Origin of the sequence: Streptomyces niveiscabiei, from assembly GCF_001419795.1 — a bacterium.
Classification (GTDB): domain Bacteria; phylum Actinomycetota; class Actinomycetes; order Streptomycetales; family Streptomycetaceae; genus Streptomyces; species Streptomyces niveiscabiei.
In genome coordinates, this window is the sequence record NZ_LIRL01000079.1 from 494 (window position 1) to 13,123 (window position 12,630).

Below are 12,630 nucleotides of genomic sequence, written 5' to 3' on the forward strand. Positions count from 1 at the left end.
GCAGCGCCTCCAGGACCTTCTCCAGCGCGACCCCGAGCGGGGTGCCCGCGGTGAGCGGCTGGAGCGGGCCGGGTATCTCCAGGTGCGGATGGGAGACCCGGCGGGCCGCCGCGGGCAGCCGCGACCCGGCGAGGTGCTCGACCTCGGCGGTGAACGCCCGCACGGAACCGTCGAGCTGGGTGCGCAGTGCGGCGATCTCGGCCCGCTGCCGGGCTTGCCCGCGTCGGGCGCGCAGCAGGCCGCCGCCCAGCACGAGCGCGGACAACGTGCCGGCGGCGAGACCACCGACGGCCAGGTCCGGTAGTTCGATCATCGAATCGGTATCCAGGAGGGGCCGGGCGCCCGACGGGAACACACGGGCAGGGGAAGAGGTCACCAGCGCCCCGGCGGGGCACTCGCAGCACAGTACACACCGTCATCGACCGCTCTCGCACGGTCGAGGGTCACTTCCCTGCGAATCGCTCCGCCAGTTGTGCGCTTCTGCCCCCGAGTGTCGGAAATTCCTTCCAGGAAACCGCAGTTGGCGTTGAACGCGCCGCCCTGCGGGCCCGTACCGATGGGCGCAGGACGACCGGTCGCCGACCCCCGGAGACCGGAAATCACCCATGCCCCGCTGACCCCGTTGACACCACCGACCCGATGCCTACCGTGGACCCCGCACAGCGAATCGCCCGATATTCGATATTTCGAACTGTACGGCGGAGGCTTTGTTGACCCCCCTAGGCAGACGCCCGTTCCTCGTGGCGGCGACCACCCTGACGCTGACCGGTATCCCCACGGCCGCGGCGCACGCCGCTCCCGGCACCACGACAACTCCCTTCCCCCTCACGGACGTTCGGCTCCTCGACGGCCCGTTCCGCGACAACCAGCGCCGGAACACGGCCTACTTGCGGTTTGTCGACCTCGACCGGCTGCTCCACACGTTCCGTCTGAACGTCGGCCTCCCGTCCACCGCGCAGCCCTGCTCCGGCTGGGAGGGCCCGAACGTCGAACTGCGCGGCCACTCCACCGGCCACCTCCTCTCCGGCCTCGCCCTCACCCACGCCAATACCGGCGACGTCGAACTCCGCGACAAGGGACGCAGGTTGGTCGCCGCGCTCGCCGAGTGCCAGGCGGCGTCACCGGCGGCCGGGTTCAACGCCGGGTACCTGTCGGCGTTCCCGGAGAGCTTCTTCGACCGCCTTGAGGCGGGGACCGGTGTCTGGGCGCCGTACTACACGCTGCACAAGATCATGGCCGGGCTCGTCGACCAGTACCGCCTCTCCGGCAACGAACAGGCCCTGGACGTGGTGCTGCGCAAGGCGGCCTGGGTGGACCGGCGGACGGCGGGCCTGTCGTACGAGCGGATGCAGCGGGTGCTGGACACCGAGTTCGGCGGCATGAACGACGTCCTCGCCGACCTGCACGAGATCACCGGCGACGCCCGCTGGCTCGCCGTCGCCGAACGCTTCGCCCACGCCCGCGTCTTCGACCCCCTCGCGCGCGGCGAGGACCGGCTCGCCGGGCTGCACGCCAACACGCAGATCCCGAAGATGGTCGGCGCGCTGCGGATGTGGGAGGAGGGGCTCGACGTCCGGTACCGGACGATCGGCGAGAACTTCTGGCGGATCGTCACCGGCCACCACACGTACGTCATCGGCGGCAACAGCAACGGCGAGGGCTTCCACGAACCCGACGTCATCGCGGGCCAGTTGTCGGACAGCACCTGCGAGAACTGCAACAGCTACAACATGCTCAAGCTGACCCGGCTCCTGCACTTCCACGCCCCCGGCCGCACCGACCTCCTCGACTACTACGAACGCACCCTCTTCAACCAGATGCTCGGCGAGCAGGACCCCGACTCCGCGCACGGCTTCAACATCTACTACACCGGCCTCGCCCCCGGCTCGGTCAAACGCCAGCCGTCCTTCATGAGCCCCGAGGACGCCTACTCCACCGACTACACCAACTTCTCCTGCGACCACGGCACCGGCATGGAGACCCACGCCAAGTTCGCCGACACCATCTACACCCACGACGAACAGCGGCTCCTGGTCAACCTGTTCATCCCCTCGGAGGTCGACTGGAAGGCCAAGGGCATCACGTGGCGCCAGACCACCCGCCTCCCCGACCAGGACACGACCACCCTCACGGTCACCGCGGGACGGGCCCGCCACGCCCTCGTCGTCCGCGTCCCCGGCTGGGCCCAGGGGACCCGCGTCCGCCTCAACGGCCGTACCCTGCCCGACCGTCCGGCGCCCGGCACCTGGTTCACCCTCGACCGCGCCTGGCGCCGGGGCGACCGCGTCGACGTCACCCTCCCGCTGTGCACCACCGTCGAGGCGACCCCCGACGACCCCGAGGTCCAGGCGGTCCTGCACGGCCCCGTCGTCCTCGCGGGCGTGTACGGCGACCGCGCGAACCCCTGGCTGCCGCGCCTCGAACTCCCCAGCGTGCGGCGGGAGTCGGCCGACCCGCTCCGGTTCACGGCGCGCGCCGACGGTGAACAGGTCACCCTCCTGCCGATCGCCCGCGTCCACCACCAGCACTACAGCGTGTACTGGCAGACCGGCGAACCCCCGCCCCCGCCACCGGAGTTCGCCGCCTGGCACCCCTTCGACGAGACGTCCGGCACGAGCGCCGCCGACGCGACCGGCAACGGCAGGGCGGCCACTCTCGCGGGCGGCGCGAGCTGGACGCAGGGGCGCACCGGCGGCGCGGTCGCCCTGGACGGTGCGAGCGGCCATGTCGCCCTGGCCGACGACCTGTTGGCGGGCGCCTCCGCCTACACCGTCGCCGCGTGGGTCCGCCTGAGCGGCCAACCCGCCGCGTGGACCAGGATCTTCGACTTCGGCACCGGCGTCACCGCGAACATGTTCCTCACCCCGCGCAGCGACTCAGGAACCCTCCGGTACGCGATCACCGCGGGCGGCGCCGGAGCCGAACAGCGCATCGACGCACCGCCCTTGGCCACCGACCGCTGGACCCACGTCGCCGTGACGTACGGCGCCGGGACCGCCGTCCTGTACGTCGACGGCACCGAGGCCGGCCGCAACACCGCCGTCACCGTCGAGCCCCGCCACTTCGGCAGCCACATCCGCGCCGCCCACCTCGGCCGCTCCCAGTACGCCGACCCGTACCTGAAGGGCGCCTTGGACGACGTCCGCGTGTACGGCAAGACCCTGGACGCGGCCGGGATCGCAGCACTGGCCCGCTGACCACGGGGGCGCATGCAGGCCGGGCCCGCCGACTTGCGGGCGCCCCCACCCCCCGGGCACGGTACGGACCGTGCCCACCTTGCTGATCGTCCACCACACCCCGTCCCCCCACTGCCAGGCCCTCTTCGAAGCGGCCCTCTCCGGCGCGAGCGCGCCCGAGATCGAGGGCGTCCGCGTCGTCCGCAGAGCCGCCCTCGCCGCCACCGCCTCCGACGTCCTGGACGCGGACGCCTACCTTCTGGGCACCCCGGCCAACCTCGGCTATGTCTCCGGCGCGCTGAAGCACTTCTTCGACCAGGTGTACTACCCGTGCCTCGACACGACACGGGGGCGCCCCTACGGCGCGTACGTCCACGGCGGCAACGACGTCACGGGCGCGCTGCGGGCGCTCGACACGATCACCACGGGGCTGGGGTGGAAGCGTGCCGTGGAGCCGGTGACGGTGACGGGGGAGCCGTCGAAGCGGGACGTGGAGGCGTGCTGGGAACTGGGAGCGACGCTGGCGGCGGGCCTGACGGAGTGAGGGACGTACCGTCTCCCGGCCCCGCGCGCCTGCACCGGACTCCCGCGTGGCTCAGTGGCGCGGGCCGAAGAAGTCCACCGGGGTGGTCGCGCCGTTCATCGAGCCGTTGCCCATCTGCTCGAACCGCTGCTGCACGTTGGCGGCGAACGCGTGGGACTGCTTGGCGGAGCTGTGCCCGCCCGCGTTCATGGCGACCGTGAGGATGCCGCTGACCGGCGCGCTCGGGGAGGTGCGCACGGGCGTGCACAGGAAGTCGAACTCCTGCGGGGACGGCGAGTCGTACGTCTTGATCCGGCCGCCGCCCAGCGTGGTGGTCTGCCCGCTGCGGAACGCGTCGTCCATCGCGTTGAACACGCCGATCGCCTCCAGGCCGGGCAGGACGTGCCGGCCGCGGCTGAACTGCGGGACCATGCCGAACGCCTGGCCCTGCTTGCCGTTGGCGTAGCGCAGGAGGTGCTCGGGGCCCTCGGTCAGCATGATCGGGAAGGGCGCGCCGTCGAACACGGCGAACAGCTCCTGCTGCTGGGCGAGAAGGCTGTCGCGCAGCCGGAACTCCGACAGCAGCGTGTCGGCCAGCTCCTTCATGCCCTCGCGGATGCCCGCGTCCCAGGTACGCGGCTTGAAGTCGGCCACGCAGACGGTGCCGAGGATCATGCCGGTGTTGTCGCGCAGCGGGGTGCCGAGGTAGGAGCGCACACCGAGGTCGTTGACGAGCGCGTTGCCCTTGAAGCGCGGGTAGTCGAACACGTCGTCGAGGGCGAGCTGCGAGCCCATGGCGACGGCGTGCGGGCAGAAGCCGTAGTCGCCGGGGGCCTCGCGGGTGAGGTTGGAGAGGTCGAAGGTGACCGCGTTGCCCGCCGCGTCGGTGCGCGCGCCCGGGTCGGTGGGCGGCGTGTACATGCCGCGGAACATCTGCTGCTCGTCGCTGATGAAGTTGACCATCGCCAGCGGCGACTGGCTGAACCCGGCCGCGAGCCGCGCCACCCGGTCGAAGGTGGCCTCCGCGCCGACCGCATTGAGGCCGAGAATCTGTAGTCGCAGCCGGCGCTGCTCGCCCGCCAGACGGAGTTCTTCAGGTGAGAGGGAGTCCATGAGATCAGATCAAAGCAGAACTCCGCGTGGCGCGACGCGCCTCCCCCGGCGATCCCGGACACTTCAGCCCCGGGCGTAACCGGCTTGTCACCTGCGGTGGTTGGCGGAAGAAGCCCTTGCCAAGCGGCCCCCGGGGCCTGGTTGACAGGTGCTCAACTTTCGATTCTGTCCAAAAAGCACCGTGTTTCAACCAGCGCCGATCACTTCCCGTCATTCCTTGCGGCGGCCGTCGCGCGATGTGCTTGGGGCGTACGACAATCGTGCGACGGGCGTGTTTTCGACGCTAGCGTGTTCGACTCGCCATGACATCGAGGAATCGAAAGTGTGTCTGAAAATGGGGTGTCGAGCCCGATGTGCGGCGTTCCCGTCCAGGGGGGACGCGTCCGGCGCAGGGGGAAGAGCTGTTCCGGTGGGGGACCGGTGTGCGGAGCGGGGGGTCCGCGCAGGCTGAACAGACCCCAGGCACACGCCTGTCGGGCGTGGGTTTGTCCCTTCGACTTCGTCGACCGCTGCCGTGCGCCGTCGCGCCCCGGTGACGGCCGTCACCCATGGCGTACACCTCCGGCCTGAGGTGTTGCCGAGATCTCGTCGTCTTTTCGCCGTTCTGCGGGCAAGATCAACACTGCTGTCGCGCACCGACGGTGGCCGAGTATGAAATGGAGTCAGCTCATGAACAGCTGCGAGGCGGATGCCCGCTGCGTGGCGGTGATCGGCATGTCCTGCCGGCTGCCCGGCGCCGCCGGCGCCGACGAACTGTGGGAGCTGCTGCTCGACGGCGTGGACGCCACCGGGGAGACCCCGGCCGAGCGTTACGACGCGGACGCCCTGCACTCCGTCAAGGGCGCCCCGGGCCGGATCACCGCCCGCCGTGCGGGCTACGTCGCGGAAGCGGGAGAGTTCGACGCCGCCTTCTTTGGCATGTCCGAGGCAGAAGCGGTCCAACTGGACCCGCAGCAGCGCCTGCTGCTGATGACCGCCTGGGAAGCACTGGAGGACGCCGGCCGCACCGCCGCCGAACTGGCGGGCACCCGGACCGGCGTCTTCGTCGGCAACGCCCGCTCCGACTACCTCGAAATCGCCCTGCGCCAGGGCGCGGACGGCGCCGACGCCGCCCAGCTGAACAACTTCCGCTCCCTGCTGCCCGCCCGGGTCTCGCACTTCCTCGACCTGCGCGGCCCGAGCGTCGTCGTCGACACCGCCTGCTCCTCCTCCTTGGTCGCCGTCCACCAGGCCGTGCAGAGCCTGCGCGCCGGCGAGAGCCCCCTCGCGCTCGCGGCCGGCGTCAACCTGGTGCTGCGCCCCGACGAGGCCATCGTGATGAGCCAGGCCGGCGGCCACTCCCACGACGGCCGCAGCCGCTTCGGCGACGCGGCGGCCGACGGCCACGCGCCCGGCGACGCGGTCGGCGTCCTCGTCCTCAAGCGCCTCGACCGCGCCAAGGCCGACGGCGACCGCATCCGCGCCGTCATCCGGGGCAGCGCCGTCGGCAACGACGGCCGCACCAGCGACACCGTCCTCAACCCCTCCCTCCAGGGCCAGCTCGACGTCCTGCGCTGGGCCTACGAGGACGCCGGCGTGGACCCGGCCGACGTCGACTACGTCGAGGCCCACGGCTCCGGCTCCCCGTCCCTCGACCCCCTCGAACTCACCGCGCTCGGCGAGGTCCTGGGCGCCGGGCGCCGCGCCGACCGGCCGCTGCTCGTCGGCTCGGTGAAGACGAACGTCGGTCACGGCGAGGCCGCCGGCGGCATGGCGGGCATCATCAAGGCGGTGCTCTGCCTGGAGCACGGCCGCATACCCGCGAGCCTGCACCTGAACACCCCGCGCCCCGACCTCGACTGGGACGCCCTCCCCGTCCGCGTCCCCGGCGAGCCCGTCGACCTGCCCGAGCGCGACGGCCGCCCCGCCTACGCCGGCGTCTCAGGCCAGGGCTCCGCCGCCCTCAACGCCCACGTCGTCCTCAGCGAGGCCGCCCCGCCCGACCCCGCCGCCGACACCGAGGCCGCCGGCACCCCCTACCTGCTGGCGCTCTCCGCGCGTAGCGCCGAGGCGCTCACCGACCTCGTCGCCGCCTACGTCCGCTACCTCGCCCCCGACGGCGCGGGAGCCGCGTACCCGGTCCGGGACATCTGCCACACCGCCGCCCTGCGCCGCGACCACCACCGGGGCCACCGGCTGGCCGTCGTCGGCACCGGCCACAAGGACCTGCGCGAGGCGCTCATCAGCGGCGCCGCCCACGCCGAGGGCCCCCTCGCCGAACTCGCCGCGCGCTACACGGTCGGCGAGGACGTCGACTGGGAAGCGGCCGTCGGCAAGGAAGGCCGGTACGTCCCCGTGCCCGGCTACCCCTGGCAGACCAAGCGGTACTGGGCCGGCGAGCGCGGGGCCGAGGGCGACGACCTCGCCTCCTGGGTGCTGAGCGAGCACGCCCGCACCGGCTTCGAGGAGGACTCCACCCTCACCGACATCGGCATCGACTCCCTCGCCAAGCTCCGCATCGTCGTCGACCTCGCCAAACGCACCGGCCAGGACGTCGACCCCGAGGAACTGGGCCAGGTCCGCACCGTCGGCGAACTGCGCACGTGGACGCGGGCCCTCCAGGCGGCCACCCGATGAGCCGACCGCACGATCTGTACGGCCGGTTCGCCGAGGCAGCCGACAAGCACCCGGACGAAACGGCCCTGGAAGTCGCCGGAACCGAGCTGACGTACCGTCAACTCCGGTGCGCGGCCGAAGAGTTGGCCGAAAAAATCGGCCAGGTGAAACGGGTCGGCCTCCTCGCCTCGCGCACCCTCCCGGCGTACGTCGGCTGGCTGGCCGTCCTGCGGGCCGGCGCGGCCGTCGTCCCCCTCAACCCCGAGCACCCCGACGCCCGCGTCGCCGAGATCGGCCGCGCGGCCGGACTCGACCTGATCCTCGCCGACGCGGCCGAGGAGGGCATCGGTGACGTCGGCGTCCCCGTCGTCACCGTCTCCGCCGAAGAGGCCGCCGCCTGGGCCGCGACGGACGCCCCCGCCCGGCCGTACGCGCCGGCCGCCCCCGACAGCGCCGCCTACCTGATCTTCACCTCCGGCTCCACCGGCCGCCCCAAGGGCGTGCCCGTCGCGCACCGCAACATCTGCGCCTACCTCGACGACCTCGCCGGCCGCTACGGCATCGGACCCGGCAGCCGGCTCTCTCAGTGCTTCGAGCTGACCTTCGACGGCTCGGTGCACGACCTGTTCGTCACCTGGGCCGCAGGCGGCACGCTCGTGGTGCCCCGCCGGGCCCAGCTCATGTCCCCCGTCAGGACCGTCAACACCCTGCGCCTGACCCACTGGTTCTCCGTCCCCTCCCTCATCTCCTTCGCCTCCCGCCTCGGCACGCTCACCCCAGGAGCCATGCCGACGCTGCGGTGGAGCGTCTTCGGCGGCGAACCCCTGCCCCTGCAAGCCGCGCGGGAATGGCGCGAGGCCGCACCGGGCAGCCGCGTCGACGTCCTGTACGGCCCCACCGAGGCGACCATCTCCTGCACCGGCCACCTCCTGCCCGACGACCCCGCGCACTGGCCCGACATCCCCAACGGCACGGCCCCCATCGGGACTCCCCACCCGAGCGTGGAAGCGGTGCTGCTCGACGAGGACGGCAACCCCGGCGAGAGCGGCGAACTCTGCGTGCGCGGCGCGCTGCGCTTCGGCGGCTACCTCGACCCCGCCGAGAACACCGGACGCTTCCTCGACGAGGAGCTGCGCCCCGCCGCCGGACCGCCCGCCGACGGCCACTGGTACCGCACCGGGGACCGCGTCGCCCGCAGGGACGGCGTCCTCGTCCACCTCGGCCGCACCGACCACCAGGTCAAGATCCGCGGCCACCGCGTCGAATTAGGCGAGATCGAGGCCGCCCTGCGCCGCCAGGCGGACGTCCGCGACGCCGCCGTGGTCGCCGCGACCGCCGCCGACGGCGAACCGGAGCTGCTGGCCGCCGTCAGCGGAACCGACCGCACCCCGGGCGCCCTGTACGAGGCGATCGGCGGCGAACTGCCGCCGTACATGATGCCCCGGCGCATCGCCGTCCTCGACGAACTGCCGCTCAACGCCAACGGGAAGATCGACCGGCGGGCCCTGCTCGCCACGCTGGGGCACGGCCTGTGACAACCGGAGGAGCACGCCGCTCCTCCCACCCCCCACACCTCATCCCCTAGTTGCCGACATGTAAGGCTCCGACATGTTCGACGCCATCGTGGTGGGGGCGCGCTGCGCCGGCGCACCCGCCGCCATGCTGCTCTCCCGAGCCGGGTTCCGGGTCCTCATAGTGGACAAGGCCGCCTACGGCACGGACACGCTCTCCACCCATCTGCTGCACCAGCCGGGCGTCGCCGCCCTGGCACGCTGGGGCCTGCTGGACACCCTGCGCGACACCGGCTGCCCGCCCATCGAGCGGGTCCGCTACGAGGTCGGCGACATCCGGCTCGACGGCTGCGCCCGGGGCGTGGACGGCCAGCGCGCGGCGTACTCCCCACGCCGCACCATCCTCGACCCGCTGCTCATCGACGCCGCCGTGGAGGACGGCGCCGAATACCGCGAACGGTACGAAGTGAACGGGCTGCTGCACGACGACACGGGGCGCGTCGTGGGGGTACGGGGAAGATCCGGAGGAAAGACCTTCACCGAAACCGCCCGCCTCGTCATCGGCGCGGACGGTATGCGCTCCACCGTCGGCGCCCTCGTGGGAGCGCCGTACACCGTCGAGCACCCCCGCCTGACCTGCGCCTACTACGCGTACTACCCGAAGGTGACGGACGCCCTCGAACTCTACGAGAAGCCCCGCAGCTGGGTGGCCGCCGTCCCCACCCACGGCGACGCGACCCTGGTCCTCGTCTACTTCCCGCAGGACCGCTACCAGGAGGTACGCGCCGACGCCCAGGCCGCCTACCTGAAACAGGTCGAGGACACCGCGCCCGAGCTGTACGGCCGTATCGAGGGCCTCGAACCGCTGGAGAAACTGCGCGGCACCGGCCGCCAGCAGAACTTCTTCCGCAAGGCCAACGGCCCCGGCTGGGTCCTCGTCGGCGACGCCGGACACCACAAGGACTCCATCACCGCGCGCGGCATCAGCGACGGCTACCAGCAGGTCGAACTGCTCACGGGACGCCTCGCGGACGCCCTCGGCGACGACCCCGCCGTCCTCGACACGGCCCTCAAGGACTTCAGCGAGGACCGCGACCAGGCCCTCATGGGCGGCTACGAGGCGACTCTCGGCGTAGCCCGCCTCGACCCGCAGGAATCACGGCTCTCCGTGCTCAGGGCCGTCCAGCAGGACGAGGAGCTCACCTCGATCTATTTCGACACAGTTGCCGGGATCGCCCCGGCGAGCGCGCTCTTCACACCGAAGCTTCTCGCGCTCCTGTGACCCTTGCCCGAACCTGCCCGCCCTTCGGTCGGCTTGTGCCGGTGCCAACTCTGCCGTGACGTGCGGAAGTTGCCTCAGGCGTATGCTGACGCTGCGCCATGATCCTGATACGGTGCAGCTCATCGCCGACATTCGAACACGCCGAGTAAACCGGCCGGACGGGAAGACCCCCCACAGGGACCGACCGTCCGCCGGTCCAGGTGTGTCGCTGCTGTACGAGGAATCAGATGCCAGGCATCCGCGACCGGCGGACCCGTTACCGCTCCGCCACCCGCAGTCCGCGACTGCGCTCCTCGTTCGTCGTCCCCTTCGTGGTCCCCGCGGTCTGCCTCACCTGCCTGTGGGGCTACACGGCGGCCCAGCCGGCCGACGAGCAGAGCCACGACGTGTCCGCCCCCCTCCGGGCCGAGACCCCCGTCTCCGCGCCCCTCGAAGGGCTGGACGCGCCCGCGGTCCTCCTCGGTTCCGCGACCGGCGGACTTTCCGCGCGCGCCGCCGCACCCGAGGAGAGCGCGCTGATCGAGGAGTACCGGGCGATACGCGCGGACCTCGCGCGCGCGGCCGGGACACACACCGTCCCGGCGACCTTCCAGCAGGGGAGCGGCTTCGGGGCAGAGGCCCAGCACCCCGCCGTCTACACGGACTTCACGGACCGCACGGCCCACACGGCCCCCGCCACCGACCTCGCCGCCGTCATCGGCGTCCGCGCCGACGCCCTCCTGATCGGCGCGCTCACCGGCGCCGTCGCCGCCCTCGCCCCGGTCCTCGCCGCCTGGCTCGTCGCCCGGCGCCGCAAGCGGGCCTCCGAGGGCGAACTGCGCGACCTGCACGCCTACGCCGAGGAACTCGCCGGCCGCCGCCTCCCCGAGGTCCTCGCCCGCGTCGAGAAGGGCGAGCGCGTCGACCCCGCCACCGCGCTCGGCCTCGGCACCCGGCGGCGCGGCTCCGACGAGATCGCCCGCCTCGCCGCCGTCATCGACCGCGTCGCCCTCGTCTCCGCCGACACCGCGATACGCCAGCACATGGGCCGCGAGGGCACCGAGAAGGTCGTCGCCCAGCTCATCCGGCGCACCCAGATCCTGCTGCACCGCCTCATCGCCCTCCTCGACGACCTGGAGCGCAAGCACGAGGACTCCGACCTCCTGCACGACATCTTCAAGGTCGACCACCTCGCCACCCGCGCCCGCCGGCACGCCGAGAACCTGATGATCCTCAGCGGCACGCCCACCGGCCGCCGCACCAACGCCGCCGTCCCCATCACGGACGTCATGCGCGCCTCCGTCGCCGAGACCGAGGCCTACACCCGGGTCAAGGTCAAGAACGCCCCCGCCGACCGCCGTACGGCGCTGGCCGCGCGCGCCGTCTCGGACGTCACGCACCTGCTCGCCGAGCTGATCGAGAACGGCACCAGCTTCTCCCCGCCCGAGACGCAGGTCGCCGTCAGCGCGATCCGCGTCGCCAAGGGCCTCGCCATCCACGTCGAGGACCACGGCCTCGGCATCCCGCCCGCCCAGCGCCACCAGGCCAACCAGCTGCTGGCCAACCCGCCGCGCCTGGACCTCACCGCCCTCGGCGAGGACCCCCGCCTCGGCCACTTCGTCGTCGCCAAGCTCGCCGAGCGCCACGGCATCAAGGTCGAACTGCGCGAGTCCGTCTACGGCGGCACGCTGAGCATCGTCCTCGTCCCCGTCGACCTCCTCGAAGAGGTCGGCTCCCCGGTCCTCGACCAGCTCCAGGCCGCCGCCGCGGCCACCATGGACGCCGCGCTCACCGCGCCCGAGCGCCCGGGGCTCACCGCCGACACCGAGCGGGCCCCGGCCGGCGTCGAACACGCCCTGGTCGGCGCGGGCGCCGTCACCACCGGCTTCGACCTGCCCACCCACACCCGCCTCGCCGACTACGACGGCTTCCCCGAGTACGCGGGCGCGGGCCTCCTCCCGCCGGTCGCGGGCCACCCCGAACCCCAGCAGCCGTACGGCCACCAGCAGGCGGCCTACGACCCCGGGCCCGCCGCGTCCTACGAGGCCGCCGCCTCCTACGACAACGTCTCCTCCGAGACCTACGGCAGCGGCCTCACCGCCCCCGAGGCCCCGGCGGGGTACGACGCCCCGGCGTCGTACGAGGCGTACCCCCCGCAGGCACCGGGGCCCTACGGCCCGGGGGGTACAGGGCTGTACGCGGAGCAAGCGGTTTCCCCCTCGTACCAGGACCCTTCCTACCCGGACGCCTCCTACCAGGACCCCTCCTACCGGGACCCGTCCTACCCGGAACAGCAGCAGAGCCCGCAGTACGGCTACGGCACCGCCGCGACCCCGGCAGCCGAGCAGTACCCGCAGCAGGACCGCCCCACGACCCCCCAGGCGGCGGCACCCGTGACCGGCAACTCCCCCCTGACCACCCCCGACGTACTGCCACGGCGCACCCGTGGGG

General features: G+C 72.5%; 7 protein-coding genes and 1 pseudogene. 6 read left to right on the forward strand and 2 right to left on the reverse strand.

The genetic code is table 11. The features are described 5' to 3' along the window. Window positions 1–313, reverse strand: a pseudogene (locus AOK24_RS50210) (ATP-binding protein); the annotation flags it as partial. Window positions 314–707: 394 nt separating this feature from the next. Between AOK24_RS50210 and AOK24_RS05130 the strand changes: the two are divergent. Both AOK24_RS05130 and AOK24_RS05135 read left to right on the forward strand, forming a co-directional pair. Continuing rightward, window positions 708–3,197: a glycoside hydrolase family 127 protein gene (locus AOK24_RS05130; RefSeq protein ID WP_420876651.1), complete on the forward strand. Its 2,490-nt coding sequence runs from the start codon at window positions 708–710 to the stop codon at window positions 3,195–3,197. A 70-nt stretch (window positions 3,198–3,267) separates the two neighbouring features. After that, window positions 3,268–3,720, forward strand: a complete 453-nt coding sequence (locus AOK24_RS05135; RefSeq protein WP_055718862.1) for a flavodoxin family protein — start codon at window positions 3,268–3,270, stop codon at window positions 3,718–3,720. 51 nt (window positions 3,721–3,771) lie between these two features. Here the strand turns inward: AOK24_RS05135 and AOK24_RS05140 are convergent, their stop codons facing one another. Continuing rightward, window positions 3,772–4,812 (reverse strand): GAF domain-containing protein, encoded by a 1,041-nt coding sequence (locus AOK24_RS05140; protein WP_055718863.1) that lies wholly within the window; start codon window positions 4,810–4,812, stop codon window positions 3,772–3,774. 669 nt (window positions 4,813–5,481) lie between these two features. Between AOK24_RS05140 and AOK24_RS05145 the strand changes: the two genes are divergently transcribed. The 4 genes from AOK24_RS05145 to AOK24_RS05160 form a co-directional block, all read left to right on the forward strand. Further along, window positions 5,482–7,428, forward strand: a complete 1,947-nt coding sequence (locus AOK24_RS05145; RefSeq protein WP_055718864.1) for a type I polyketide synthase — start codon at window positions 5,482–5,484, stop codon at window positions 7,426–7,428. Further along, the gene (locus AOK24_RS05150; RefSeq protein ID WP_055718866.1) at window positions 7,425–8,942 is read left to right on the forward strand and encodes an amino acid adenylation domain-containing protein; all 1,518 of its coding nucleotides are present in this window, start codon (window positions 7,425–7,427) and stop codon (window positions 8,940–8,942) included. Before AOK24_RS05145 ends, AOK24_RS05150 begins: the two co-directional genes overlap by 4 nt. Window positions 8,943–9,015: 73 nt before the next feature. After that, on the forward strand, window positions 9,016–10,200 hold the full coding sequence (locus AOK24_RS05155; RefSeq protein WP_055718865.1) for an FAD-dependent oxidoreductase: 1,185 nt from the start codon (window positions 9,016–9,018) through the stop codon (window positions 10,198–10,200). Window positions 10,201–10,427: 227 nt separating this feature from the next. Further along, a partial coding sequence (locus AOK24_RS05160; RefSeq protein WP_167376802.1) for a sensor histidine kinase occupies window positions 10,428–12,630 on the forward strand: 2,203 nt, incomplete at its 3' end.

Bases quoted from the DNA above. Each gene is read 5' to 3' on its own strand.
- AOK24_RS05140 (WP_055718863.1), bottom strand. From the start codon at position 4,812: ATGGACTCCCTCTCACCTGAAGAACTCCGTCTGGCGGGCGAGCAGCGC.
- AOK24_RS05150 (WP_055718866.1), top strand. From the start codon at position 7,425: ATGAGCCGACCGCACGATCTGTACGGCCGGTTCGCCGAGGCAGCCGAC.
- AOK24_RS05155 (WP_055718865.1), top strand. From the start codon at position 9,016: ATGTTCGACGCCATCGTGGTGGGGGCGCGCTGCGCCGGCGCACCCGCC.
- AOK24_RS05145 (WP_055718864.1), top strand. From the start codon at position 5,482: ATGAACAGCTGCGAGGCGGATGCCCGCTGCGTGGCGGTGATCGGCATG.